Origin of the sequence: Paenibacillus sp. FSL R7-0302 (assembly GCF_038006885.1) — a bacterium.
Taxonomy (GTDB): Bacteria; Bacillota; Bacilli; order Paenibacillales; family Paenibacillaceae; genus Paenibacillus_AQ.
Genome location: NZ_JBBOWB010000001.1, coordinates 2,175,219 through 2,199,687, shown reverse-complemented (window position 1 = coordinate 2,199,687; position 24,469 = coordinate 2,175,219). Strand labels below are relative to the sequence as shown.

At 52.4% G+C, this 24,469-nt stretch carries 25 protein-coding genes and 1 tRNA gene; 7 read left to right on the top strand and 19 right to left on the bottom strand.

Annotation, left to right across the window (positions count from 1 at the left end; translation table 11 throughout):
• Positions 1-31 precede the first annotated feature (31 nt).
• The 10 genes from MKY96_RS09505 to MKY96_RS09460 all read right to left on the bottom strand — a co-directional run bounded on the left by MKY96_RS09505 (position 32) and on the right by MKY96_RS09460 (position 7,590).
• Positions 32-105: transfer RNA gene (locus MKY96_RS09505), tRNA-Pro, on the bottom strand.
• A gap of 548 nt (positions 106-653) precedes the next feature.
• Positions 654-779 (bottom strand): hypothetical protein, encoded by a 126-nt coding sequence (locus tag MKY96_RS09500; protein ID WP_268748501.1) that lies wholly within the window; start codon positions 777-779, stop codon positions 654-656.
• A gap of 247 nt (positions 780-1,026) precedes the next feature.
• Positions 1,027-1,827 carry a tRNA (guanosine(37)-N1)-methyltransferase TrmD gene (gene trmD, locus MKY96_RS09495; protein WP_340944511.1) on the bottom strand — a complete coding sequence of 267 codons (801 nt, stop codon included), beginning with the start codon at positions 1,825-1,827 and terminating at the stop codon, positions 1,027-1,029.
• On the bottom strand, positions 1,827-2,351 hold the full coding sequence (rimM, locus tag MKY96_RS09490; RefSeq protein ID WP_340940041.1) for a ribosome maturation factor RimM: 525 nt from the start codon (positions 2,349-2,351) through the stop codon (positions 1,827-1,829). Before rimM ends, trmD begins: the two co-directional genes overlap by 1 nt.
• A 104-nt stretch (positions 2,352-2,455) precedes the next feature.
• Entirely contained in the window at positions 2,456-2,686 is a 231-nt protein-coding gene (locus MKY96_RS09485) for a KH domain-containing protein (RefSeq protein WP_020432321.1), read from the bottom strand.
• A gap of 22 nt (positions 2,687-2,708) precedes the next feature.
• Entirely contained in the window at positions 2,709-2,981 is a 273-nt protein-coding gene (gene rpsP, locus MKY96_RS09480; protein WP_036701203.1) for a 30S ribosomal protein S16, read from the bottom strand.
• Positions 2,982-3,325: 344 nt separating this feature from the next.
• Entirely contained in the window at positions 3,326-4,717 is a 1,392-nt protein-coding gene (gene ffh / locus MKY96_RS09475) for a signal recognition particle protein (protein WP_036701200.1), read from the bottom strand.
• 21 nt (positions 4,718-4,738) lie between these two features.
• Positions 4,739-5,095, bottom strand: coding sequence for a putative DNA-binding protein (locus tag MKY96_RS09470; protein WP_036733556.1), 357 nt, complete (start codon positions 5,093-5,095; stop codon positions 4,739-4,741).
• Between the two features lie 170 nt (positions 5,096-5,265).
• Positions 5,266-5,913 carry a PAQR family membrane homeostasis protein TrhA gene (gene trhA / locus MKY96_RS09465; RefSeq protein WP_340753144.1) on the bottom strand — a complete coding sequence of 216 codons (648 nt, stop codon included), beginning with the start codon at positions 5,911-5,913 and terminating at the stop codon, positions 5,266-5,268.
• A 159-nt stretch (positions 5,914-6,072) separates the two neighbouring features.
• Complete coding sequence (locus tag MKY96_RS09460) at positions 6,073-7,590, bottom strand: carboxypeptidase M32 (RefSeq protein WP_340940039.1); 1,518 nt, start codon at positions 7,588-7,590, stop codon at positions 6,073-6,075.
• Positions 7,591-7,821: 231 nt separating this feature from the next.
• On the opposite strand from MKY96_RS09460, the gene MKY96_RS09455 reads away from it, so the two are divergent.
• The 3 genes from MKY96_RS09455 (at position 7,822) to MKY96_RS09445 (ending at position 9,308) form a co-directional block, all read left to right on the top strand.
• Positions 7,822-8,385, top strand: coding sequence for a beta-class carbonic anhydrase (locus tag MKY96_RS09455; RefSeq protein WP_036733547.1), 564 nt, complete (start codon positions 7,822-7,824; stop codon positions 8,383-8,385).
• A 201-nt stretch (positions 8,386-8,586) separates the two neighbouring features.
• Positions 8,587-9,021, top strand: coding sequence for a hypothetical protein (locus MKY96_RS09450; RefSeq protein ID WP_340940038.1), 435 nt, complete (start codon positions 8,587-8,589; stop codon positions 9,019-9,021).
• Positions 9,022-9,041: 20 nt separating this feature from the next.
• Positions 9,042-9,308, top strand: a complete 267-nt coding sequence (locus tag MKY96_RS09445; RefSeq protein ID WP_340940036.1) for a YxcD family protein — start codon at positions 9,042-9,044, stop codon at positions 9,306-9,308.
• A gap of 121 nt (positions 9,309-9,429) precedes the next feature.
• Here the strand turns inward: MKY96_RS09445 and MKY96_RS09440 are convergent, their stop codons facing one another.
• From MKY96_RS09440 to MKY96_RS09430, 3 genes are read right to left on the bottom strand one after another with little or no spacing between them, the layout of a single operon-like run.
• Entirely contained in the window at positions 9,430-10,389 is a 960-nt protein-coding gene (locus MKY96_RS09440; protein ID WP_340944509.1) for a pectinesterase family protein, read from the bottom strand.
• Positions 10,390-10,436: 47 nt separating this feature from the next.
• Entirely contained in the window at positions 10,437-11,939 is a 1,503-nt protein-coding gene (locus MKY96_RS09435; RefSeq protein ID WP_340940035.1) for an extracellular solute-binding protein, read from the bottom strand.
• A 40-nt stretch (positions 11,940-11,979) separates the two neighbouring features.
• Positions 11,980-12,837 carry an ABC transporter permease gene (locus MKY96_RS09430; RefSeq protein ID WP_445322072.1) on the bottom strand — a complete coding sequence of 286 codons (858 nt, stop codon included), beginning with the start codon at positions 12,835-12,837 and terminating at the stop codon, positions 11,980-11,982.
• 380 nt (positions 12,838-13,217) lie between these two features.
• Between MKY96_RS09430 and MKY96_RS09425 the strand changes: the two genes are divergently transcribed.
• Positions 13,218-14,102, top strand: a complete 885-nt coding sequence (locus MKY96_RS09425; RefSeq protein ID WP_340940032.1) for a carbohydrate ABC transporter permease — start codon at positions 13,218-13,220, stop codon at positions 14,100-14,102.
• Positions 14,103-14,234: 132 nt separating this feature from the next.
• Here MKY96_RS09425 and MKY96_RS09420 read toward each other — a convergent pair whose 3' ends face one another.
• The 3 genes from MKY96_RS09420 to MKY96_RS09410 all read right to left on the bottom strand — a co-directional run bounded on the left by MKY96_RS09420 (position 14,235) and on the right by MKY96_RS09410 (position 18,060).
• Positions 14,235-16,490, bottom strand: coding sequence for an AraC family transcriptional regulator (locus MKY96_RS09420; RefSeq protein WP_340940031.1), 2,256 nt, complete (start codon positions 16,488-16,490; stop codon positions 14,235-14,237).
• A gap of 181 nt (positions 16,491-16,671) precedes the next feature.
• Positions 16,672-17,040, bottom strand: a complete 369-nt coding sequence (locus MKY96_RS09415) for a hypothetical protein (RefSeq protein WP_340753135.1) — start codon at positions 17,038-17,040, stop codon at positions 16,672-16,674.
• 180 nt (positions 17,041-17,220) lie between these two features.
• Positions 17,221-18,060: a DegV family protein gene (locus tag MKY96_RS09410; RefSeq protein ID WP_340940029.1), complete on the bottom strand. Its 840-nt coding sequence runs from the start codon at positions 18,058-18,060 to the stop codon at positions 17,221-17,223.
• 151 nt (positions 18,061-18,211) lie between these two features.
• Between MKY96_RS09410 and MKY96_RS09405 the strand changes: the two genes are divergently transcribed.
• Entirely contained in the window at positions 18,212-18,439 is a 228-nt protein-coding gene (locus tag MKY96_RS09405) for a hypothetical protein (protein ID WP_340940027.1), read from the top strand.
• Positions 18,440-18,623: 184 nt separating this feature from the next.
• Here the strand turns inward: MKY96_RS09405 and MKY96_RS09400 are convergent, their stop codons facing one another.
• Positions 18,624-19,493 (bottom strand): phosphotransferase family protein, encoded by an 870-nt coding sequence (locus MKY96_RS09400; protein WP_340940025.1) that lies wholly within the window; start codon positions 19,491-19,493, stop codon positions 18,624-18,626.
• Between the two features lie 146 nt (positions 19,494-19,639).
• Between MKY96_RS09400 and MKY96_RS09395 the strand changes: the two genes are divergently transcribed.
• Positions 19,640-20,449 (top strand): alpha/beta fold hydrolase, encoded by an 810-nt coding sequence (locus tag MKY96_RS09395; RefSeq protein ID WP_340940024.1) that lies wholly within the window; start codon positions 19,640-19,642, stop codon positions 20,447-20,449.
• Positions 20,450-20,550: 101 nt separating this feature from the next.
• Here the strand turns inward: MKY96_RS09395 and MKY96_RS09390 are convergent, their stop codons facing one another.
• The gene (locus MKY96_RS09390) at positions 20,551-21,237 is read right to left on the bottom strand and encodes a metal-dependent hydrolase (protein WP_340940022.1); all 687 of its coding nucleotides are present in this window, start codon (positions 21,235-21,237) and stop codon (positions 20,551-20,553) included.
• 225 nt (positions 21,238-21,462) lie between these two features.
• Between MKY96_RS09390 and MKY96_RS09385 the strand changes: the two genes are divergently transcribed.
• The gene (locus MKY96_RS09385; protein WP_235192109.1) at positions 21,463-22,230 is read left to right on the top strand and encodes a PaaX family transcriptional regulator C-terminal domain-containing protein; all 768 of its coding nucleotides are present in this window, start codon (positions 21,463-21,465) and stop codon (positions 22,228-22,230) included.
• A 48-nt stretch (positions 22,231-22,278) separates the two neighbouring features.
• Here the strand turns inward: MKY96_RS09385 and MKY96_RS09380 are convergent, their stop codons facing one another.
• A complete protein-coding gene (locus MKY96_RS09380) occupies positions 22,279-24,381 on the bottom strand; it encodes a thioredoxin domain-containing protein (RefSeq protein ID WP_445671429.1) in 2,103 nt (700 codons plus the stop codon).
• Positions 24,382-24,469: the final 88 nt, after the last annotated feature.

Sequence of the window (24,469 nt, the reverse complement as noted above, 5' to 3'; positions counted from 1 at the left end):
TGTATTTTTGCGTTACACGAAAACGGGAAAATCGGAGTAACAGGATTTGAACCTGCGACCTCACCCACCCCAAGGGTGCGCGCTACCAGGCTGCGCTATACCCCGATATTGCAAATCAACCCATTACTTCATACTTACGTTTGCCGCATCCCTACGATTAACATACGTTCATCTAATGCATAATATGCCGGTAAGCGGTTACTTACCGTTATACTATAAATATACCTCACTAGTTCAGCAGTTTCAAATAGAGTTTACTATTTTTATTGAGTTCAATATTTTTTTCACATCCCATTAAAATTTAATGGATTTTCCGTAAAGGCTGTGCTATACTCTTGGCACAAGGAAAGGAGGTGCGTTCACATCAAGCATGACATGCTGAACGTATCCCTTACCCGGACCAACGGCTGAATGATTAAGTCTTGGTGGCGCGGGATACGGATCAAAGTTACAAACTAGCGCCTCGGGTAGAGAGACCGTCTTCGGACGGTCTTTTTTTGTTTGCCCGCACTCTTCGCACCCGGTAAACAAATAACCGCCGAAGCCAGCGAACCTGGGGTTCGTCTGTCTTCAGCGGTTATTTGTGGAATTTGCTGTATTACTGAGCCTATTGAACCTGCTTCCAGGTCTAATTCATTTCTTCGATTATAAGATTACGATTTACGATTCTTATAAAAATCAATAATATCACTTACCGTGCGGAGCGGCTCCGCCTCCTTGTGGACAGTGTCCACGGCTGGCTTGAATGATTCATGCGTATTCGTAGTCACTTCAGTCATTCCTTTCGATAATTAAGCTAGCTGCGTCTATAGCTGCATGTCTACTTGCGGCACCTCTATTCATTACCCTAGAAAAAGGGTATTGACGCACATCTGCTCGTATTTATTTCGCTGGCAAAACTTCTTCTATGCCTATCCGTTCTCGTTCGTAATTCCCGTTCCCGGTTCTCAGTACACAGCAAAAAACGCCTCCCTTACGTAATATACGTTAGAAAGACGCCAGCTATGACTCTATTCAGGCCCAAATTTACAGTTCATTCTTCTTAAGGCTTGTCTGCTCCTGCAGCCGCTTCAGCGTCTGCTTGTCCTTCACTGTCAGCTCCGCTGTCTCCAGCAGATCCGGTCTGCGTTCGAGGGTACGCTGCAGCGCCTGCTCACGCCGCCACACCTCGATATTGGCATGATGTCCGCTGAGCAGCATGTCCGGCACTTTCCAGCCCCGGAACTCTGCCGGGCGGGTATAATGCGGGTACTCCAGCAGCCCGGTGCTGAAGGAGTCGGAGATGGCAGAGGTCTCATTGCCCAGTGCCCCCGGCTGCAGACGCACTACCGAATCTATTACTGTCAGAGCGGGCAGCTCACCGCCGGTCAGTACATAGTCGCCAATCGACAGCTCGTCCGTCACCAGATGCTCACGGATTCGCTCGTCATAGCCCTCATAATGACCGCAGATGAAGATCAGATGCTGCTCCTGTGCGAGCTCTTCGGCGATCTGCTGGTTATACGTCCGGCCCTGGGGGCACATCAGAATAATACGCGGCTTCACCGCCTCTGTGTTCTCAGTGTCTGTGTCCCCTTGCTCACCGCCAGCGTTACTCTGAGCCAGCACATGCTCCACCGCTGCGAAGATCGGGTCAGGCTTCAGCACCATGCCTCCCCCTCCCCCGTAAGGCGTATCGTCCACGCTGTTATGCTTGTTGCCCGAGAAGTCGCGGAAGTTCACTGTATTCAGTGAAGCAATGCCTTTCTCACGGGCCTTACCGAGAATGCTGGTGCCGAACACGCCCTCACACATATCCGGGAACAGCGTCAGCACATCGATGCGGATCATGGAAGCAGCCCTTCCATAAGGTGCACGGTGATTTTTTTGGCTGCAATATCGACGTCCAGTACTACATCGTTAATAACCGGAATCAGAATATCCTGGCCCTTCTTCGGCTTCACTACCCAGACATCATTGGCCCCGGGCTGCAGAATCTCCGTAATCGTTCCCAGAGGCTGGCTGGCATCTTCATCCGTATAGACCTCGCAGCCTACGATCTGGTGGAAGTAATACTCGTTCTCCGGCAGCTCAACCAGATTATCACTAGGCACCTTGAGCATGCTGCCTTTGTATTTCTCAACCTCATTAATGTTCGTATACCCCTTAAGCTTGGCGATATACATCCCTTTATGCTCTCTCGCCGATTCGATCGTCACCTCGAATTTCGGGCTTCCGTCTGCGGGAATCAGCAGCAGCTTGTTACCGGCCGCGAACCGCACTTCCGGGAAATCGGTATGCGACAGGATTTTGATCTCCCCGCGAATGCCGTGCGTATTCACCAGCCTGCCTACGGTTAACTCTTCTGTCATGTGTTCATCTCCTTCACGTTGATTGCGTACAACCTATAAATTCTTATATTTTCAACAAAAAGGAGCCGGGATATACTATCCCTAGCCCCTCCTTGTGCGCATCCTTAAGATAAAATATCCACGGTAACGCGTTTATCACTTTTGACTGCTGCAGATGTGACTACGGTACGAAGCGCTTTGGCGATCCGCCCCTGCTTGCCGATGACCTTACCGACATCATCAGGATGCACGGAGAGCTCATAGACAATCAGGTGATCCTTCTCCACGGTCCGTACGGCCACATCCTCCGGATGATCCACTAAAGCCTTAGCAATAACACCAACTAATTCTTCCATAGAGGACCCTCGCAATCAGTCATTATTTCTGAAGCTTTGACTCATGGAACTTCTTCATCACGCCAGCTTTGGAAAGCAGGTTGCGGACGGTATCAGATGCTTGTGCACCTGTCTGAAGCCATTTAAGAGCCTTCTCTTCGTCAATCTTAACGACTGCCGGTACTTCGATCGGATTATAATAACCGATTTCCTCGATAAAACGGCCGTCACGAGGAGACCGGGAATCGGAAACCACTACACGGTAGAAAGGCGCTTTATGTGCTCCCATTCTTTTCAAACGAATACGTACTGCCACGAAATTCACCTCCTTAAAAGAATATCGTTATCGATCCCTCCCAAACCCTCCCTTCCCGAAGGGAGGGCCCCAAGGGCTCTGCCCTCTGGACACCCGCTAAGTGCAACTAGCGTAGGCGTTCAGACTGGCGGGACTTGGGATAGGTTCGGCGAAAGACCGCTTTTCCTCCCTGCGGGATACGCTTGACTGGCGGCGTTCCCTGGTAACAGGGGGAAAAGATTTAAACATTAAGATCAAGGTCAAAAGACTAAGATCAAAAGATTAAGGTCAAAAGACTACTCGATCTTCTGATGTTGTACTATATCAGATCTAGGGGGAAACCTTACAAGATACAGTCTAATAACTTAACGGAAAGGGAACTTCATTCCGCCTTTACCGGCGAGGCCCTTGAGCTGCTTCATGGCGTTCTTCTTGCCGCCCTTACCGCCTCCGCCGCCCATCATGCCGGAGAACTGCTTCATCATCTTGCGCATTTCATCGAATTGCTTGATGAGCCTATTCACCTCGGCGACGTTGGTTCCGCTGCCTGCTGCAATACGCTTGCGGCGGTTGTGGTTGATAATCTCGGGCTGGGCTTTCTCGGCCTTGGTCATGGAATGAACAATGGCTTCGACGCGGCCCATCTGCTTATCGTCCACCTTCAGGTCCTTCATGCCCTTGGCCTTATTCATGCCAGGCAGCATATCCAGAATCTGGTCGATCGGTCCAAGCTTCTTCACTTGATCCATCTGCTCCAGGAAATCATCGAACGTGAACTCTGCGTTACGCATCTTACGTTCCATTTCCTTGGCTTTCTCGGTATCGATATTGGCCTGAGCCTTCTCGATCAGCGACAGCATGTCGCCCATGCCAAGTATCCGCGAAGCCATCCGCTCAGGATGGAACGGCTCCAGCGCATCGATCTTCTCGCCGAGAGCGGCGAATTTGATCGGGCAGCCGGTGACCGCCTTGACGGATAATGCAGCACCACCACGGGTGTCGCCGTCAAGCTTCGTAAGCACTACGCCGGTAAGCTCCAACTGCTTGTTGAAGCTGTCCGCCACATTCACGGCATCCTGACCGGTCATCGCATCGACTACCAGCAGCACTTCATCCGGAGTTACTACGTTATGGATCTGCTTCAGCTCTTCCATCAGCTCTTCATCAATATGCAGGCGGCCTGCGGTATCGATGATGACATAATCCAGGTTATTATCCTTCGCATGCTGAACACCTTGTCTGGCAATCTCTACCGGACTCGTCTGATCACCCAGCGAGAAGACAGGAACTTTAATCTGTTCTCCGAGCACCTGCAGCTGCTTGATTGCAGCCGGACGGTAGATGTCGGCGGCTACAAGCAGTGGGCGGTGGTTACCCTTCTGCAGCAGCTTCGCCAGCTTACCGGAAGTGGTCGTCTTCCCTGCGCCCTGCAGACCGGTCATCATTATGACCGTCGGCGGCTTGTTCGACTTAGCCAGCTTCGCCTGGCTTCCGCCCATCAGCTCCGTCAGTTCCTTGTTAACAATATCGATGATGACCATGCCTGGCGTGAAGCTGTCCATCACTTCCGTGCCAACAGACTTCTCTTTCACCTTGGACACGAAGTCCTTGACGACCTTGAAGTTAACATCGGCTTCCAGAAGGGCCAGCCGCACTTCACGCATCGCTTCGTTTACGTCATCTTCGGATACTTTCCCTTTGCCGCGCAGTTTGCTGAACACATTCTGCAATCTTCCGGTTAATCCTTCAAATGCCATAGGCGGCTCGCTCCCTTCTTCCTACTCTAACCTCTGCAGCCGGTCCATGATTTCCATGAATTGCTGCTTATATTGCTCCGGCAGCATTCCACTGTCCGGGAATCTGCGCAGTTCTTCTAAGTACTTATTGCGGTCTTCATGCTTGGACAGGAGTCCAAGCTTCTCTTCATAATTCTCCAGCACTTGCTCCGCCCGCTTGATATGCTCGTACACAGCCTGGCGGCTAATTTCAAATTCCGCTGCGATCTCCCCCAGGGAGAAATCATCATGGAAATAATATTTGAGAAACGTCTGTTGCTTGTCAGTAAGCAGCCGTTCATAGAAAGCAAATAACAGGTTGATCCGGTTGGTTTTCTCGAGCCTATTCTCCTGACTCATTAAGGGCACTCCCTTCGTCAAGGAAAAACACTTTACAGCTTCACAACGTCCCTTATGATACCGAAAACAAAGAAAGATGTCAAGTCTTTTTACTTGTCATCTTTTTCTTTGCCCAAAACCGGCATTCCCGCCCTGAAATCCAGCACCAGTACTGCCCTATATCTCCCGCATTAATGAATAGGGAGAATGTATAACAATACAACGAAGAAGTGTAGAACGGTTCCCGCAAGCACGAATAAATGCCAGATCGCATGATGGTACGGGAAGCCGCGCCATACATAAAACACGGTGCCCAGAGTGTACAGCAGTCCGCCAATCATCAACAGAGTCATCCCGCCGCTGGCGACGGCCTGGGACAGAGGGCTCCAGGCGATTACGATCATCCAGCCCATCGCAATGTAGAAGACGGTGGACATGAACAGGAATTTTTTGACGAAAAAAGCCTTGAAGAAAACACCGAATACCGCCACTCCCCAAGCGATGCCGAATAACGTCCAGCCCAGCGGTCCGCGGATCGCCACCAGCATAAACGGGGTGTACGTTCCGGCAATGAATAAGTAAATCGAAGAGTGATCAAGGAATTCAAAGAAGTCCTTCGCCTTGCCGTCTCTGAGACTATGCACCATCGTTGAATTAAAATACAGGATCAGCATAGTAGCGCCGTAAATGGAGAAACTGACTACATGCCAGGCTGTGCCGTTCTGAACAGCATATACGACCAGCAGAACCAGCGCAGCAATACTTAATAGAGCGCCGATCCCGTGTGTAACCGCATTTGCTACTTCTTCCTTGCGGCTGTAAGTGTGAGTATTTGCCATACCACGATTCCTTCCGTTTGCGGTTTCCTTCTATTATAGCCGTTTCTCCGAAGTCCTTCCAGCTTGAAGTACGCCGCAGGCAGGCCGCTGCTGCACCATTCAGTCGCTTTAAGAAGCCATTATTCGCAGCTGTGCTGTTGCAGCAGGGTTCTTCAAGACTTATAGCTTGTAGAGCTCGGTATACTTCGCTTCCAGATAATCCGCCAGATAATCGGGATTCAGCGGTTCGCCTGTGACTTGCTCGATAATCTGCGAAGGGGTCAGGCTCTGGCCGTAGCGGTATACCTTGTCAGTAAGCCATTCTTTGATCGGCAGCAAGTTACCGGCGGCAATCAGCTCTTCGAATTCCGGAAGTTCCTTACGCAAGGTGTTCAGCATTTGGGCCGCATACATGTTACCCAGGGAATAGGAAGCGAAATAGCCGAAGTCTCCACCGGACCAATGAACGTCCTGCAGTACGCCAAGCGCATCCGTAGGCGGTGTAATACCTAAGTATTCCTGATACTTCGCGTTCCAGGTCTTAGGCAGATCCTTGACTTCAAGCCCTTCATTGAAAATCAGCTTCTCAATCTCATAGCGCACAATAATATGCAGGTTATACGTCAGCTCATCGGCTTCAATCCGGATGAAGGAATTGCCTACACTATTGATCGCCCGGTAAAAGTCTTCCATCTCCACGTTCGCAAGCTGCTCCGGGAAATGCTGCTGCAGATCGCCGTAGTAACGCTGCCAGAAGGCCCGGCTGCGGCCGATCATATTCTCCCACAGTCTGGACTGGGATTCATGAATTCCCATGGAGGCGCCCTGTGCCAGGGGTGTACCGATCAGCTCTTCACCGAAATTCTGCTCGTACAGGGCATGTCCGCCCTCATGCAGCGAGCTGAAGATGGAGCTGGTCACATTGTCCAGCAGATAGTTCGTTGTAATGCGGACATCGCCGGGGTTCAGCCCTGTAGCGAACGGATGTACACTCTCATCCAGACGTCCTGCCTCGAAATCATAGCCCATCTGTTCGAGTAAGAAGAGGCCGAATTTCTCCTGCTGCTCCTTAGGGAAGATCTGGCTCAGGAATCCGGTGTCCGGCTTGTTCGGCGAAGCATTGATCGCTTCGGCCAGCGGCACAAGACGGCTGCGCAGACGGGTGAAGATCGCATCCACCTTCTCAACGGTCAAATCGGGCTCGTACATATCCAGCAAAGTGTCATAACGCGAGCCTTGCACACCCCAATAATCAATGAACTCTTGTTTGAAGGCCACAATCTTGGTCAGATAAGGCTCGAAGGAGGCGAAATCATTATCATCCTTAGCCTCTTCCCAGATCGTCTGCGCATGGGCGGTGAGCACCGAATATTCCTCGAAGGTCTTGGAGGGAATGCTTTTGCTGCGCTGGTACTCCTTGCGGGTATCCTTCACAATCTTATTCTGATTGCTGTCCAGCTGCTCCGCTACTTCCGGGCGGCTGAAATACGCTGTGAACGCCCCGATCTCCTCCGATACCTGGAGTCTGAATGCTTCTGCACTCAGCATACCCAGCGTGGCGGAACGGATCTCTACACCTTTGCGGGGCGCGCCTGTACGCAGATCCCAGCCCAGAAGTCCAATTGCTTCATAATAGCCTTTGATTTTAGATAATAGCTCGCTGAATTTATCCCATTGTTCCCGGACCTGCTGTTCCATGTCTGAGCACCTGCCTTGTCATTTTTTTCTACTCCTCTTGATGATACTTTTTATAATCGCTATAATCAAATTCGGGCTGTATCTCTTCAAATTTGAAGTAGTTAACGGCTCACAGGCGCGGAGACAGACTCCGCTTAGATTTTGCAATATTTGATTACAGGAAGCCCTTTATGTTCGCGGCAAGACGCAGTACAATGGATTACAGTTTAATCTTAAGGAGGCACATGGCTTATGAGTCAGGTTACAGACATTTTAGAGTTCAACAAGCATTTTGTAGAGGAAAAAGCATATGAGAGCTATCTGACCAGCCGCTTCCCGGATAAAAAAATGCTGATCATCACCTGTATGGACACACGGCTTGTTGAGCTTCTGCCCAAAGCAATGAATTTCAAGAACGGTGATGTCAAAATCATCAAAAATGCCGGAGCCATCATCTCCCAGCCGTTCGGGAGCGTCATGCGCAGCGTAATGGTTGCGCTATACGAGTTGGACGCTGACGAAGTGATTGTCGTCGGCCATTATGAATGCGGCATGGCTTCCCTGAATGCTGACCATATGATTAACTCCATCAAGGAACGCGGCGTGTCCGAGGAAGTACTCAGTACCCTTGAGAATTCAGGGATTAAGCTGACCAAATGGCTGCGCGGGTTTGACAACGTAGAGGAAGGGGTAATTCAGACTGTGGAGCTGATTAAGCGCCATCCCTTACTCCCCCCAAACGTACCTATTCACGGCATGATCATCGATCCGGCTACCGGAGCGCTTGAGCTTGTCTCGGACGGATACGCGGACTAAGGCAACTCTCTGATACTGCTGTTTGCGCGGGTCCCGGACCCGCGCTTTTTTTTGTGTCCGGGGGTCCGGGCCAATGCCGGATGATAACATTTATATTTGTGATAATTAAAAATTGAAACCTTAGCCTCCGCTCTGCGTATTACCGGGCAACAGCCAGGTAAACTGGGTGTTACCAATACTTCTAGGAGGTTCTTGTACTCAATGAAACCAATGAAACGTGTAATGATGATTGTTATGGCCTTCACACTGTTCTTCGCCGTCACTGTTCCTGACTTCGCAGATGCCCGCCGCGGCGGGGGCTTCAAATCAGGAAGCCGGGGCTTCACGACGACCCCGAAGAAATCAACCACTGATAATGTGAAAAAAAGCGATAGCACCAAAAGCAACACCAACGGAACTGCAGCGAACGCGAACCGCGGCTTCTTCAGCGGCGGCGGACTGATGAAAGGCCTGATGATCGGCGGAATCGCCGGCTTCCTCTTCGGCGGCATGTTCGCCGGAATGGGCGCTTTGGGCAATATTATCGGATTCATGATTAACATGCTGGCCATCTACTTCGTCGTGATGCTGATTATGAACTTCTTCAAGCGCAGACAAGAAAGACGCCGCCTGGAAGAAAGAGACGGACGCTACTAATGGGTGTTACCGTTCTTAGTATGGACGAGATTATCAACGCGATCTGCCTGCATATGGCGGAACGCAAAGCCGTACGGGTCGAGGAAGTCCAGGTTGAGCTCAGCTGGGACGAGGACACCGGCTACACCGCAGAGGTCTGGATACAGGGAAGAAGCCAGTATCTGGTGGAGTCCAACATGATTGAGTCCATTCTTCGCTACGTCCACAGCGAATACGGCATCCGTGCTTATCGTGAGGATGTACGGCTTGCGCTAGACGAAGAAATTACAGCGGTTGTGAACACGTAAGCATTGCAAGACTTGATCGAATAAAGGGCTGACCCCGGGGTAGCGGGGTCAGCCCTTTTATTGTAACTGCCTTTTATCGTGACTGCCTTTTATGATCATTGCCTGATAATCACAAGATAGCTTATTCTTCTGCTGTCAGGAATCCGGCCAGCACATCGTCTCTGCCTGCCCGAGCTGCGCCGCTTCCATGCAGCTCAGCCCAAGGCGCACGCTGCTGCCGCAGAATCGCCGCAGTTCCTTCAGAAGTGTACTCCGCATACCTGACCGTCTGCTCACCCCCAGGCTCGCCCCAATGAGCCCAGCCTTGGGGGTGGATATGCTGGCCCATCCGGCAATCCACAAAGACTGTCTTGGCATGCTCCCGCCATGGACGTCCCAGGTATACCGGCGCTGTTCCCGGCTCAGCACTCAGATAACATTGATTGAATACATAACCGAAGGCTTGCCCTTCAGGAGTGGAGGCAGCCGTGATGTAGCCTGCATGGCCTCCGCTATTCCGCAGGCTGTGCAGCGTACAATGCTCGAAGTAGGCCGTTGCTCCGCCAAAGATATAATCTACCGTTCCCTCAATATAACAGTGCTGGTACAACTGGCGGTACTGCGCATGATGCTGCCGCAGCGGAACGCCGCCGAACAGCAGGCGCTCTCTGGGGGCCGGAGGCAGCGGACCGGTGAACAGCGTGTCCTGATGACCCTTGAACGTACAATTTCGGAATACCGTCTCATCACAATGGGCGTACACCGCCACAGCCTGCCCTACCTCGCTGCCTTGTCCCGCTGTATTGGAGACGGTCAGATTCTCCAGCACCAGCTTCCTGCCGCCAAGGAACAGGGTGGGAGTGGCAAAGGTCCCGATCTCTTCCCCCTGCTCATCCAGCTCCCGGGCATAGCGGTTCATCGTGATCTCCACTTGTCCGATGCCGATGATACGGAGACAGGAGCGGTAGACCCGCACCTCCTCCTTGTACACTCCCGGCATAATGTAGAGCGTTGCCTCTGTGTCCGGGTCCAGCCCTTCCAGGGCATCGACTGCCGCCTGAATGGTAGAGTAATCGCCTAAGCCCTCCTTGCCCACCAGCATCCCTTTTCCCATCCCCTCTCAGACTCTGGCCTCCGCTTAAGGCTTGCTTACTTCTGTGTCAGTTTGTATGCAGCTTCGTATTCCTCGGTGATCTTTGTTCCGCCGGAATCCTTCCAGGTCTGCACGGCTTTTTTGAAGGCAGCCTCATCTGATTGGCCCATGATATATTTGAAGGTAGCATCTGTGATGATCTTTTGCAATTCCGTTCCCTGCTCATTATTGGTAGCCGAATCCAGCGGAACGGTGGGGTCAAGCACAGCGAACTTATCATTCTCGCGGATCAGCTCATTGGCCAGCTGCTTCTCAGGGTTCGCATCCTTAAGCGTATAGGCAATCTCACTAGGTCTACTGGAGGAGAAAGGCTGCACATCCGCCTGCCACAGCTCGGTGTTCAGAATCTTGAACGCGCCGTTCTCATCATATTCATAGTGGGTGCCTTCGATTCCGCCCGTCATCAGCATGAACGCCTTCTCATCGATCAAGTCATTGACGAACTTCAGCAGCCGCTTGAGCTCTGCTTCAGTCTTCACCTCTGATTTTGGAAAAGCCATCAATCCGCCGATCCCGCTGCCCTCGGACCAGATATGATACTGTCCATCCCCATTCGAGATCTTGTTCACCGGCACCAGCTCCATGCCCGGCTGCAGATCCTGCGCCAGTGTTCTCAGACTGGAGATGTCCACCATCCCGGTATAGATCCCGGTCTTCCCCTGCGCGAATTGCTGCTGCTGGTCCGTTTTGGCTGTAACTGCGAAATCCTGCGCCAGGTATCCGTTCTCATAGAGCTTTTTGGAGAAATTCATCGTGTCCATATATTCCGTTGTATCGAATTCAGGGATGAACTTGCCGCTATCGTCCACCTTCCAGCCATTGGGCGTGCCAAAATAGGAGCTTAGTGTTTTGAAGCTGCTGTATTTCAGCTCTGATCTGTCTCCGAAGCCTGTCGTGTCCTTCACACCGTTGCCATCCGGGTCATCCTCTGTGAAGGCTCTGGCCACTTCATACACCTCATCCAGCGTCTTCGGAACCGGCAGACCCAGCTTATCCAGCCAGTCCTTGCGGAAGATCAGGCCGGAACGCGCCAGATTCTTCTGGAAGGGAACGCCGTACAGGACGCCTTCAATCGAAGCCGCTTCCTTCAGCTCAGGAGCAATCTTCGCCAGATTACTGAACTCTGAGAGATAAGGGCCCACATCCCAGAACAGCCCTGATTTCAGTGAGCTTCTAACCGATGAATTGGTCATCATGGTCAGGGTGACAATGTCTGCAAGCTCCCCCGAGGCCAGCGCCGTTGTGATCCGCTCTTCCTTGGAAGCATCGGGTACCCAGTTGAAGGTGATTTTGCTGTTGGTATATTCCTCAAGCAGCGATTTGATCGTATCGGTTGGCGGCGAAGCGGTGTGCAGAATATTCAGCCAGGTTAATTCAAGTGTCGAATTCAGATCCTCTGCAGCGGCAGTCTTCTTCTCTTCCTTGTCTCCGCCGCAAGCCGAGAGCATAGTGGTAGCCATTGTAGCGATTGCAATTAGCGTGACCCATCTTTTGTTCATAACACTTCTCCTTTGGTAGATGAAATAGTTAGTCTTAGCCTTAATACACGCCGTCTTCGCCCATCTTCTTAGCCAGCTTATTGGAGAGCATCACGAGAATTAACCCGACAACGCCCTTGAACATGCCTATCGTGGTGCTGAAGCTTAATTGCCCGTTCTTGAGGCCCGCCGTATAGATATAGGTATCGAAAATCTCGGCGACACTGCGGTTCAGCGAATTCAGCAGCAGATACATATGTTCGAAGCCGAGATCCAGCGTGCTGCCGATTTTGAGAATCAGCAGGGTAATAATCACGGGACGGATGGCCGGCAGTGTCACATGCCAGGTCTTGCGCAGACGGCTTGCCCCGTCCATCTCGGAGGCTTCATAGAGCTGCGGGTCCACTACAGTAATAGCTGCCAGATAGATAATGGTCGACCACCCCAGCTCCTTCCAGATAATCTGCAGGATATAGATCGTCCGCAACCACTCCGAAGAGGTCAGGAAGCTGATTTTGGTGCCGCCGAGACTGGCGATCAGCTCATTGATAACCCCGCCATCCACCGTCAGGAACACATACGTAATAGAGACAATAATGACCCAGGACATGAAGTGCGGGATGTAGATAATCGTCTGAATCCAGTTCTTGAGATAGCGTCCCTTCAGCTCGTTCAGCATCAAGGCTACAATAATCGGCAGCGGGAAGAAGATCACAATGTTCATGGCAAACAGAATCAGAGTGTTACGCAGCAGCTGCATGAACGTAGGCTCCGTAAATAATCGGATGAAATGCTTCAGGCCGACCCACTCACTCCCGGTAATTCCCTGGAACGGCTGATAATTCTGGAATGCAATGATCAGCCCGCCCATGGGCAGATATTTGAAGATGATGAAATACAGCAGCCCGGGCAGGATCATCAGATACAGCAGCTTGTATTTGTTCAGAGCCGTAAGAGCGCGTGCGCCTTTCCCCTTTTCTATGGTCAGATTTGGTGTTGCGGTGATGCTTGTTGCTTTCACATGTCAGCCTCCTTTGCTCGTTCCTGTTACGGTCTCAGCGTAAGAAATTTCTTACATTACGTATATAATCATTATGTGATAGCGTTTACAGAACCTGCGTGGCTGCGGGGTTAATGCCCATCAGATCTCCTCTGAGGATTACCTGCCTAGGCTAATGATTATTCTTCGGAGACGGGCTGCACAAGGCAAGTCTGCGAACACCTCATGCCCGGATTATATACGTAATTTCTGCTCCTTGTTACAGTGAAGAGGTACTGAAAACCGAGGAGGATCACAGAATGAACCCTAGCTCACGTAGAAAAGAATCGGTCGGCGGAAGGATCTTCACCTTCGTTAATACAGCCATACTCGTTCTGATTGCGCTTGTCTGCTTATTGCCCTTCGTTAATATCATTGCCAGCTCCTTCGCGACTACCCAGGAGGTCATGGCCAAGCGGTTCATCTTATTCCCTACTACCTTCTCCCTGGATGCGTACCGCTACATTCTCTCAACGCCTACCATCTTCCGGGGACTCGGGGTATCCGTAGGTGTCACCGTTGCAGGAACCGTAGTCAGTATGCTGCTTACCGCGCTGATGGCCTACGGCTTGTCCAGGAGATACCTGCCTGCCCGCAATACCATTAACTTCATCGTCGTCTTCTCCATGCTGTTCAGCGGCGGAATGATCCCTACCTTCCTGGTTGTCAAAAGTGTCGGCCTGATCAACTCGTACGGTTCCCTGATCTTCCCGGTTGCCGTCAATGCCTTCAACATGATTATCATGCGCAACTTCTTCCAGGCGCTGCCTGACAGTCTGGAGGAGTCCGCCAAGATCGACGGGAGCAATGACTTCGGAATCTTCATGCGGATCATGCTGCCGCTGGCCCTGCCTTCCATCGCCACCATCTCCCTGTTCTATGCGGTTGCTTACTGGAATACGTACATGAATGCGATCCTCTACATGAATGATTCGGCCAAATGGCCGATCCAGGTGCTGCTGCGCCAGATCGTTATTGTGTCCAGCGGGATGCAGGCCGAGGGAACCTCGGTCGATATTGTGCCGCCGGCCCAGACGATCAAAATGGCGGTCATTGTCATCGCCACCGTACCGATGCTGGCCGCTTATCCTTTTGTACAGAAGCATTTCACCAAGGGCGCCCTGCTCGGAGCAGTCAAAGGCTGACGGCCCGCCGTTCTTCTTCCTTCCGAATCCAAAGAGCATATACAGAAACGGTACCGCCTTGAAGCAAGGACGGTACCGTTTCTGCATGAACCCCTGATCCAGGCTCTCTCCTGAACCAAGCCCCTATTCCTGCTAAAATATCTGCTGCTCCCCCTGCTTCAGCTTCCGGTAAGCGCCAGGCGTAACCTGCTCCTTCTTGCGGAAGGAGCGGATGAAATTCTGCGGATTATGATACTGCAGGCGTTCGGCAATCTCTTTGATCGTCATATCCGTCTCTGTCAGCCACCGTTTGGCCATCTCCAGGCGGTAGTTCATGAGGTATTCGCTGAAGGCGGTGCCGTACTCTTTTTTGAAGATGCTGCTTAGATAATTCGGATTGTAATGAAGCCGTTCGCCGATCCCCTCCAGCGTAAGCTCACGGTCATATTCCGCATGCACAATGTCGGTGATCTTATCCGAGAGACAGCGGAACTGCTTGCTGGTCTTGTCCTTCATGCTGTACATCATGGGGTAAATAACCTCCTGCACCAGCATCCGCTCCATCTCTTCGGGATTGCGGATGTCCAGCAGGCGGTGATACAGCTTATTGTTATCCTGGGTCAACAGGACGCTAACCCCCAGATGCTGCTCCAGCTGGATCAGATTATTCACGAGCCGCACCAGCATGACCTCGAATTTCAGGGTGCTCTTGTTCTTGCCCATCAGCTCCGCCAGGAACGGATAGAGCGCAGCCGTAACCTGCTCCTTGTCCCCCAACCGGATGGCATTGAACAATTGCGTCTCCAGCTCTGCCGGATAATGCAGCGACACCGGACCGGAGACGACCATGGAGATATCCTCATAGAAGATAATTGATTCCTTACCCAGATTCAGCCGCTGATGCAATGCCTGCTTGCTCATCTCCCCGGCTTCCTTACTCTCTAACAGATTGCTGTAAAAGTTGCTGATGCCGATGCTGATCGACACCTTCAGATAATCGCGTACCGCCTTCAGCAGAGCTGCCGCATAATCCGTCACTTCCTTATTCATCCCGGCATCGCTGTACCCGGCGAAGGTCAGGATCGTAGCCTGGGTATCATCGTTCAGGATAATAGGCTGTAATCGCTGCTGTGCCGGGATAAGTTCCTCCACCATCTTATTGACGGCCAGCAGCAGGACATCCTTGTCCGAGGCCTCCCGGCCGCCCAGACTGTCCAGCTGAATCAGCATCGCCGCATAACGGTGCTTCTCTGACAGGTTATACCCGAACCGGAGCAGACTCTGCTCCAGCTCCTCGGCCGAGACGCGGCTGCGGAACAGATTAAGGATCAGCTGCGTCTCCAGCCGGGGCATTTCCGATTCGATCAGACTCTCAAGCGAAGCCTTCTCCGAGATAATCGTATCAATCGAATGCCGGATATATTCCAGCTCATTCCTGGAGTTCACCTGCGGAATAACGGGCAGGCTGCGCTTAAGCTGCTCAATCGGCTTGGTGAAATATTGGGAGATCATATAAGCCACCACCCAGATCAGGAGAATCAACAGCAGCCCCATCGCAGAGATCCCGAACTTGGTCATCTCCAGCGAGCGGGTAATCTCCGCCTGATCCAGCACGGTCAGATAGATCCAGTTATTATACGAAGACTTGGCATAGATTAGCTTCAGACTGTCACGGCCGGAGAACTTCTGCTGTACCGTCCCTTTGTCCTCCATGGCATTGATCGTCCCGGCAAGCTGGCCGAACTGCTCCGGGGCTAACAGCCCATTGCCGGGATCAGATTCATACATCAGTTCACCATGCTTGTTCAAAATGTAGACGGCTGCGTCTTCCCCGCTGTTTATCGTGGCATTCAGGGTATGTAATGAAATGTCGGATAAGGCAATCGCCTGTTTCTTACTGGAGAACACCGGCAGTGTATTCACGAACCGGATGCCTTTGTCCGTCTTCATCCAGAAGAGGCTCTGCTCCTGATTCTCAATATACTGCTCCCGGAGCTGCTGGACCTCCCCGGCAGTGAGATTGCTGAGCTTCTCATTCAGGATCTGCCAGTTCTGCACCAGACTGATTAGCGAATATTCCGTCCCTTCAGCCGCCATGGAGGCGATATAATTCAGCTGCGAATTCACATTCCGGTAGGCGATGAAGTCTTGCACGGTAATCGGATGGGTCACGACCTCCTGAAAAGAGCTGGTGGTGCTATAGGTGTTGAACGCGTATTCTATCGTTTGGATTTTGTGCTCCAGATTGTTCTTGATCTGCTCGATATAGCTCTGCTTGCTGCTGGAGAACCGCTCGACCACTGAATCGATGGTACTGATGTAGATATAGCTTCCGAAGCCGACCACCAGTCCCACGCCAAGAATTAATATAGGTATAAAGATGCCGTAGAACATTCTTCCTTTGCTCATTGTGTTTCCCCTTTGATTTGATAGACTCCATTAAATTATAGCGCTTTCATGAATACGGTTCCATGATTATTTTCACGTGTGCAATTTGCAGACTGCCCGGTTAATACCAGGCGCGCAGCGAAAAACCGGACCAGCGATAGGCTGATCCGGTCTGTTCACATCCTGGGGCTATGAGCCTTGCTTAGAGCAAAGAAATCGTCAGCAGCTCGAACAAGACCAGCGGCATAATTACATTGCTGTTCACCGTACCGGGATATGGGTAGCCCGGGCCCGGATATCCCGGACCTGGATAGGGCTTGTAATAAGGATTGTAATATCCGCGGCCCATATCTGTGGCTATGGTTACAACCAGGTACATATTCTTACTGTCCATACCGGCAAGCGTGCCCTCATGCATCTGACCGTCAAGGGTCTGCACCTGCACTTGGTGATTCAGATACGGCTTACAGGACTGGTGAAGGGAATCGCGGACCCCGTTCAGATGCTGGACCACCGCCGGGTCTGCCTGATAGATCACCGGCGTCTGCGTGCCGGAAGAAGTTGTCGACATAGGTGTATGACCTCCGTGTAATTGGATTTGCTTCATACTATGCACCTGCCCAGTCCGGTGTGCCTAGCCTGCTCCCCGCCGTTCATTCGATCCGCATACACAGACCAAACAGCCGTACACCGGAAAGTCCGGTATACGGCTTAATTTTCACTTTTCTACAAGTGCTGTGCGTTTATATTTTTAAAAAGCCACGCCAATCCCGCCCTGGCCGGCATAGGTTCCCATTACAGGTCCCATCGTGGACAGCAGAACCTCCTTGAAGGGATGCTTCTCCAGAATACGCCGCTTAATCTCCAGCGCCAGTGTCTCACAATTGCTATGCACAATCGCGATTACCGCCTGCTCATAATCATGCTGCTTCTGGTCCAGCTTAGCCAGCAAATGGGTCAGCGCCTTAGGCAATCCGCGCGTCTTCTCGACTACTTCAACGATTCCCTCGTCACTGATCTTCAGCAGCAGCTTAATGTTCAGCACGGAAGCCACCGCGCCGGAGATCCGGCTCAGCCGTCCGCCCTTGATCACATTCTCCAGGGTGTCCAGCGTGAAGTACGCGGTCGTCTCTTCGACCTTCTTCAGCACTCTGCCCTTCAGTTCAGCCAGACTTGCTGCGGTGAGTGACCATTTGGCCGCCATGGCGACAATCAGGGTCAAGCCGCCGGAGAACAGCTTGGAATCTATAATTTCAATCGCATTCGGATGTCCTTCTTCCTCGTACATCTCCTTGGCAATCATTGCGGTCTGATAAGTACTGCTAATATTAGAGGACATGCAGATGACCAGAATGTCAGTGCCTGCTTCCACTTGCTTGAAGCTGTCCAGGAAGGTCTGCGGACTCGGGCTTGCAGTCGTCGGCAACTCCTTCGATTCATGCATTTTGTCATAGAAATCTTTGGCATTCATATCATCCGGCATCAGCTCATGGCCGAAATGAACCGGCAAATGAACAATGGAGATGTCATACTGCTTCGTGTATTCAGGGGGTAGATCCGAACCGCTATCCGTAATTATCTTGATGGGCATCAGAATGCTCTCCTTTCAATTCTATACCATTATAGTTACCCTTTCCGGAGATCAATAGTACAATTTATAACTTGTCAAAATCGGAGTTTTGTGCTTAGTCCTATTTATGTTATGGTTGAAGCATATGGTTACAGAAATGGAGTGTATTAAGATGAGCAAGAACAGAGTATGGAACCGGGGCAAGCATAATGGCGCCGGTCTGTCCAAGAAAGCACCGGCTGCCGCAGAATCCGAGGGTGTGGCCGAGACCGCTGCGTCAGAGGACCACAGCGCCGAGGTAATTAACGAGCGGATTGATACCGTCAAGCCGATGAACCGCAGCAACTGGGTCACCCGGCCCGCCCGCGTGAAGCCGCAGAACCCGGAGCGTAAGAATTAAGCAGCTTAACAACTGACATGCTTCGCATTCTATGGAAGCACAATTCCCCCACAACCTTGCTTATCATGCAGGCACAAACGGCTACGCCGTCCTTAAGAGGATGGCGTAGCCGTTTCTGCTTGCACTAGTCGGCCGGAGAACGGTGAGCTTGTTAGAACTGGTACCATCCAAGCGGGGTATCCCGCTACAAGGATTCAGTCAGACTATCCGGCACGTACCGGTTCTCACGCATTAGCGTCCGGATTACCTTCAGCGTGTTCCGCTGAACCGGGACACCCGTTGTCCGGTGCAGCTGAAGCCAGCGCAGGGCAGCCAGTGCCTCGAATCGCTCCAGCTCAGCCGGGCTGTAGCTGCTTTGGTCGATAAAGGCCGACCGGTATACGCCAGCGAACCGCTCCCCGGCGTATACCCGGAAGAGCAGTATAGACCACGCTATATCATACCTTGGATCGCCAAGCTGAACATTCGTCCAATCGATAATGGTAAATGCCCCCGCAGCCTCCAGAATATTGCCCAGATGATAATCACCATGAATCAGCTGGTGTGCGGTAAGCTCTGCCCGCTCCGCCAGCTCCAGCGCCAGCGTTCGGATCTCCGGCTGCTCCGCCCAGGCAGGGAAGAAGTAATCTGCGAAATCATAACGCGGTACCTTCAAGCCGCTGGATGAATCGATCTCCAGCTTATGTACATCAAGCAGATTAGCGGCTATGGCTGTAAGGCTGGCGGCATTTACCTTCTTGACTGGTATACCATCGAAGCTGGTTAACAGCACCTGATGATCCTCCGAGTCCAAGCCCCAGGCATACGGCCGTGAGACTGCGCAGCCCTGCCGGAGCATCTGCTCCAGCACCTGATACTGAATAGAGACATCCGGCCGGGACTCGCGGTTCCATATTTTCAGCACAAGCTTCATTTCGGGCAGTGTAATGCCGCACACCTCCGCTTCCAGTCCCCCCTTCATCGGGGTTACGGCCGCCTCTTCCAGCCTTGCCAGCAGTCCTCCACTATCTTCACCCTGCTCTTGCCAGCGGATATCGCTCAGAACATTATTCATAGTTATAATTCCCCTCTCCAAGGAACGATCTGCTGCTCATTAGGCTGCTCCGAATCCCTCAGACCATATTCTAGGCATCCTCCCTATTCCAATGAATAACATATTTCAACTATACAAATCAATAACAGAGAATTGAGGGATGCGAAATGGAACATTGGATTAGAGTAGAACCGAATGTGAAGGTGTATGTGAATGATCTTAACCCGCTTGCCACCAAAACGATACTCTTCATTCATGGCTGGCCAGCAAATCACCAGATGTTCGAATACCAGTACAATCAGCTAGTGCCCATGGGCTACCGCTGCATTGGAATGGATATGAGAGGCTTCGGCCGGTCTGACAAACCGCTTGGCGGTTACGACTACAACCGTCTCGCAGATGATATCCGCTGTGTGATCGGCGCCTTGGGACTGCACAATATTACACTCGGCGGGCACTCTACCGGCGGAGCTGTAGCGATCCGGTATATGGCCCGGCACAAGGGATATGGTGTCTCCAAGCTGGCCCTGTTCGCTTCGGCAGCCCCCAGTCTGATTCAGCGGCCGGGCTTCCCTTATGGCACGACCAGAGAAGCTATAGAGCAGATTATCCAGTCCACCTACAAGGACCGCCCTAAGATGCTGCATGATTTCGGCGATATTTTCTTCTATCAGCCGGTATCACAGCCGTTCTCGGACTGGTTCTTCCTCTTGGGACTGGAGGCGGCAAGCTGGTCCACTATCGCAGTCTCCAACGCCTGGCTGGCCGAAGAGTTGTTCGATGATCTCCCCCGGATACAGGTGCCTACCCTTATTCTGCACGGGGTTCATGATCAGGTGTGCTTCTTCCCGCTGGCCGAAGCGCAGCATCAAGGGATTAAGCATTCGGTCCTTATTCCCTTTGAGAACAGCGGCCACGGATTATTCTATGACGAGCGGGACCGGTTCAACCGGGAGCTGGCGGGGTTCGCCGGGTAGATTTTCCGCACAGCCAGAACAGGACTGCCCGAGAAGAAATAGCTTCATGGGGCAGTCCTGTGTTGATTCGCAGGCGTAGGTGCGTGTGCGAATGAGAAGCACTACAGCTCCAGCGTCTCTCCATATGCAAGCGCCGAGCCTCGGATTCCTGCCTCCTCCAGCGCCTGAACGAAGGCCCCGGCATCCTGCTTGATCGGCGGGAAGGTATTATAGTGAACCGGAAGCACCTGCCGGGCACCCAGCCACTTCGCCGCGATAAGCGCATGCTCCGGCCCCATGGTGAAATGTCCGCCAATCGGCAGAATCGCGAGATCGATGTCATACAGCTCACCGAACATTTTCAAGTCACCGAACAGCCCTGTATCCCCTGCATGCAGTACCGTGTGTCCGTCCGCCTCAATAATAAAGCCCGCCGGTGTGCCGCCATAGATACTCTGTCCGTCTTCTAGTGTAATGCTTGAGGTGTGGAATGCATGAATCATCGTCGCCTTGGCAAAGCCCAGGTCCACCGTCCCCCCGATATTCATCCCAATCGTCTGTGCCCCTGTGGATTCAAGGTAACCGGCCAGCTCCACGATGGCTACAATCGGCGCGTTATTGCTCTTGGCAATCGGCGCAGCATCCAGCATATGATCCATATGGGCATGCGTCAGCAGCACCGCTTCTGTCTTAATATCCTCTGCTGTCGTCACCGCAGCAGAATTACCGCTAATGAACGGGTCGATAATCAGCGATTTGCCGTTCACCTCAATTTGAACACAGGAATGGCCGTGGTAGGTAATTTTCATAGATATCCTCTCCTCTTCTTGATTAATTTCAATAGGTACTAAGGAATGAATCGTGCAAAAACCCAAGGTTTACGATACAATGACAGCAAGTTGCTCTAAATCCAAATCCAGCAGTGCGATTGACGAATATAACATAAATTATTACGTTCGTTGTTTTTTATGATATATCTATTCCTGCCAGCTGTCAAGAGAGGTGTGAAGAAGTTGCTGTCCGTTGAGAAAACAATGCTGTTTCTGTTATCTAAGGTGAAGCAGATGGGCGCCCAGCAGTTTGTCGAGATCTATGAGCAAAGGGGGTACACCTCCACCTATATCCGCAATGCCCTATCCCGCTTGAAAAAAGAGGGCTATATCGCTTCCCCGGCACGCTCCTGGTATAACGTCACTGCCGAGGGCCTCGCCTACATTAAGGCGATTAACAGCAAGCCTGCCCGTTATCAGGAGCAGTGGGATCATACCTGGGATGTGGTGATGCTGGAGGTTCCCGAATCCGAACGCAAGAAACGCGATCTGTTCCGCACAGCACTCGGGCAGCTGGGTTATGGGCTTTTATATAACAGTGTGTACATCTCACCATGGAACTATCAGGACGAAGTCGCAGCCCAGATCCAGAAGCTGGAGCTGGAAGGCAAGGTGTCGATCCTCCAAGGCCAATTTCAGGAAGGCACCATTACACCGCTCAAAGCGCGGGCCATCTGGCAGCTGGACGACATTGAAGCCTTATACCAGAAGAAATCAGTCTGGCTGAAGGAAGAATTCGCTCCGCGATTGGCGGATACCCTTCAGGCGGGGCAGCCGTTACAGCTCTTCCTGCTATATTTGCAAATGGGAGAGGAGTTAAGCGGATTGTTCATGGCTGACCCCTATCTCCCGGATGAGCTGCTGCCGGACCATTGGCCGGGCAAACGGGTCCTCTCAGACATGAGTGAATACATGGTTAGAGCCGCTCAGGCGATACCTGCGGATTCTTCCTATGCGCCCTTCGTCCAATAAGGTATGGCAAAGAGCAGCCCGGACTCCGGGCTGCTCTTCGTATATGAACTACTCCTCACGGCTGCCGGAAGCCAGCAGCTCCCGGACCGCTTCCTTATTCGTAAGCGGGGCCCGGCAGGCGAAGTTACGGCAGACATAAGCGGTCGCTTCGCCCCGGATGGCCGGTTTATCAGCCAGATGCGGCAGCAGGCGGAGCATCTCTCCTCCGTCCCCTTCCCAGTTCACGATGAGCGCCGCATCCGGCAGGTAAGTCTGCTGGACCTGAGCGAGCATGGCGTGCAGCGCGGGATCTTCTTTTTTGCCGGAGAGGACCCATTCTCTGCCGCCAGAGACCATCCCCAGATGGGCCTGCAAATACATCGCATACCCCGGCGGATACTCCGAAGCAGCGGAAGCAAGCACCGCAGCGGTGCGCTCCGCAATCTCTTTTAACTCCATATCCTGGGTAATAACCGACAGCTTCCACAAAAGCTTCGCCGCCACCGAATTCCCGGACGGAATCGCTCCATCATACAATTCCTTCGAGCGGACCGGCAGCTTCTCCCCGTCATGCCCGGTGAAGAAGAACCCGCCTCCTTCGGTATCTAGGAACAGCTCCAGCATCCCATCCTTAAGCACCAGCGCCCGTTCCAGATAGACCGCTTGACCTGTAGCTTCATATAATTCGCTGAGTCCCCAGATCAGGAAGGCATAATCATCCACATACGCCGGGATCGCCGACTCCCCGTCACGGTAACGGGCCAGCAGCCGTCCATCTTCACGCCGCAGCTTGTCCCAGATGAAGTCCGCTGCACGTTCGGCGGCCTTGGCATATTCCGGCTTCTGGAGGGCTTTGGCCCCCAGGGCCAGCGCAGCAATCATCAGCCCGTTCCACGAGGTCAGCACCTTGTCATCCTTAAGCGGATGAATGCGCTGCTCCCGGTACTCGAACAGCTTCGTACGCCATTCCTCCATCCGGGTCCGCAGACCAAGCGGATTCATGCCCATACGCTCCGCCATCTCTTCCGGCAGACCGTGAAGGAGATTCGGAATATTTTCCCCTTCGAAGTTGCCCTCCGGCGTAATCCCGTACACATTGCAGTAGGAATGCATATCCTCCAGCCCAAGCGCTTCCTCAATCTCCTCACGGGAGAAGACATAGAACTTGCCTTCCACCCCTTCGGAATCGGCATCCTCCGCAGAGTAGAAAGCGCCTTCCGGTGAAGTCATATCACGCAGCACATACGTGAAGATCTGCTTGGCAATCTCCGCATACAGCGGCTTCCCCGTAAGCTGGAAGGCTTCCAGATAGACATTCGCGAGGAGAGCGTTATCGTAGAGCATTTTCTCAAAATGCGGCACAAGCCACTCCCGGTCTGTTGAATAACGAGCGAAGCCGAAGCCGACATGATCATACATGCCGCCCTTGTACATCGACTCCAGCGTATGCTCCACCATCCGCAGCGCTTCCGGCTGATCATGCAGCTGGCTGTACGCCAGCAGGAAGGACAAATTATGCGGCGAAGGGAACTTCGGCGCATTGCCGAACCCGCCGTACTCCTCATCGAACTGCCGCCGGTACAGCTCATAGGCCTCATGCAGCAGCTCTGCGCCGGGAATACCGCCCGCAGCTTCAGGATTGTACGCATTCTTGCGGTCAAGCGTATGCAGCTCCGCTAGCAGGTCGTCGCCCAGCTTATCCAGCGCTTCGCCGTCCTGTTCCCACTTCGCATGAATCTGCTCCAGCACATCCATCAGCCCGATCCGCCCGAACATCTGCCGCTTCGGAAAGTACGTCCCGGCATAGAACGGCTTCTTCTCCGGCGTCAGCAGCACCGTCAGCGGCCATCCCCCGCTCCCCGTCAGCGCCTGACACACCGACATATACAGCGCATCGATATCCGGCCGCTCCTCGCGGTCTACTTTGATGGCTACGTAGTGATTGTTGAGGAGCTGGGCGACTTCGGTATCCTCGAAGGATTCTCGTTCCATTACGTGGCACCAATGGCACGTCGAATAGCCGACAGATAAGAAGATCGGCTTGTTATCCGCCTGCGCCTTGGAGAAAGCCTCCTCTCCCCATGGATACCAATCCACAGGGTTGTGGGCGTGTTGCAGCAGGTAGGGCGATTTTTCGTTCGCTAATCTATTGGGTGTATTATGAGTCGTCACCAGGCTTCCCCTCATTTCGGATGATTTGGGTAAAGTACGTATAGGGTTAGTTTACCCAATTTGGTGGGGGAGGGCTCAGGATATAAAA

Coding starts and splice junctions, on each gene's coding strand:
- MKY96_RS09430 (WP_445322072.1), bottom strand. CDS start 12,837: ATGATCCTGCCCGGGCTGCTGTATTTCATCATCTTCAAATATCTGCCC.
- MKY96_RS09470 (WP_036733556.1), bottom strand. CDS start 5,095: ATGAGTCAGGAGAATAGGCTCGAGAAAACCAACCGGATCAACCTGTTA.
- MKY96_RS09395 (WP_340940024.1), top strand. CDS start 19,640: ATGGAACATTGGATTAGAGTAGAACCGAATGTGAAGGTGTATGTGAAT.
- MKY96_RS09445 (WP_340940036.1), top strand. CDS start 9,042: ATGGACGAGATTATCAACGCGATCTGCCTGCATATGGCGGAACGCAAA.
- MKY96_RS09405 (WP_340940027.1), top strand. CDS start 18,212: ATGAGCAAGAACAGAGTATGGAACCGGGGCAAGCATAATGGCGCCGGT.
- MKY96_RS09400 (WP_340940025.1), bottom strand. CDS start 19,493: ATGAATAATGTTCTGAGCGATATCCGCTGGCAAGAGCAGGGTGAAGAT.
- MKY96_RS09455 (WP_036733547.1), top strand. CDS start 7,822: ATGAGTCAGGTTACAGACATTTTAGAGTTCAACAAGCATTTTGTAGAG.
- MKY96_RS09410 (WP_340940029.1), bottom strand. CDS start 18,060: ATGCCCATCAAGATAATTACGGATAGCGGTTCGGATCTACCCCCTGAA.
- MKY96_RS09425 (WP_340940032.1), top strand. CDS start 13,218: ATGAACCCTAGCTCACGTAGAAAAGAATCGGTCGGCGGAAGGATCTTC.
- MKY96_RS09385 (WP_235192109.1), top strand. CDS start 21,463: ATGCTGTTTCTGTTATCTAAGGTGAAGCAGATGGGCGCCCAGCAGTTT.
- MKY96_RS09450 (WP_340940038.1), top strand. CDS start 8,587: ATGAAACCAATGAAACGTGTAATGATGATTGTTATGGCCTTCACACTG.
- ffh (WP_036701200.1), bottom strand. CDS start 4,717: ATGGCATTTGAAGGATTAACCGGAAGATTGCAGAATGTGTTCAGCAAA.
- MKY96_RS09440 (WP_340944509.1), bottom strand. CDS start 10,389: ATGCTGGTGGGCAAGGAGGGCTTAGGCGATTACTCTACCATTCAGGCG.
- MKY96_RS09390 (WP_340940022.1), bottom strand. CDS start 21,237: ATGAAAATTACCTACCACGGCCATTCCTGTGTTCAAATTGAGGTGAAC.
- MKY96_RS09460 (WP_340940039.1), bottom strand. CDS start 7,590: ATGGAACAGCAGGTCCGGGAACAATGGGATAAATTCAGCGAGCTATTA.
- rimM (WP_340940041.1), bottom strand. CDS start 2,351: ATGACAGAAGAGTTAACCGTAGGCAGGCTGGTGAATACGCACGGCATT.
- MKY96_RS09420 (WP_340940031.1), bottom strand. CDS start 16,490: ATGAGCAAAGGAAGAATGTTCTACGGCATCTTTATACCTATATTAATT.
- trhA (WP_340753144.1), bottom strand. CDS start 5,913: ATGGCAAATACTCACACTTACAGCCGCAAGGAAGAAGTAGCAAATGCG.
- MKY96_RS09415 (WP_340753135.1), bottom strand. CDS start 17,040: ATGTCGACAACTTCTTCCGGCACGCAGACGCCGGTGATCTATCAGGCA.
- MKY96_RS09500 (WP_268748501.1), bottom strand. CDS start 779: ATGACTGAAGTGACTACGAATACGCATGAATCATTCAAGCCAGCCGTG.
- MKY96_RS09485 (WP_020432321.1), bottom strand. CDS start 2,686: ATGGAAGAATTAGTTGGTGTTATTGCTAAGGCTTTAGTGGATCATCCG.
- MKY96_RS09435 (WP_340940035.1), bottom strand. CDS start 11,939: ATGAACAAAAGATGGGTCACGCTAATTGCAATCGCTACAATGGCTACC.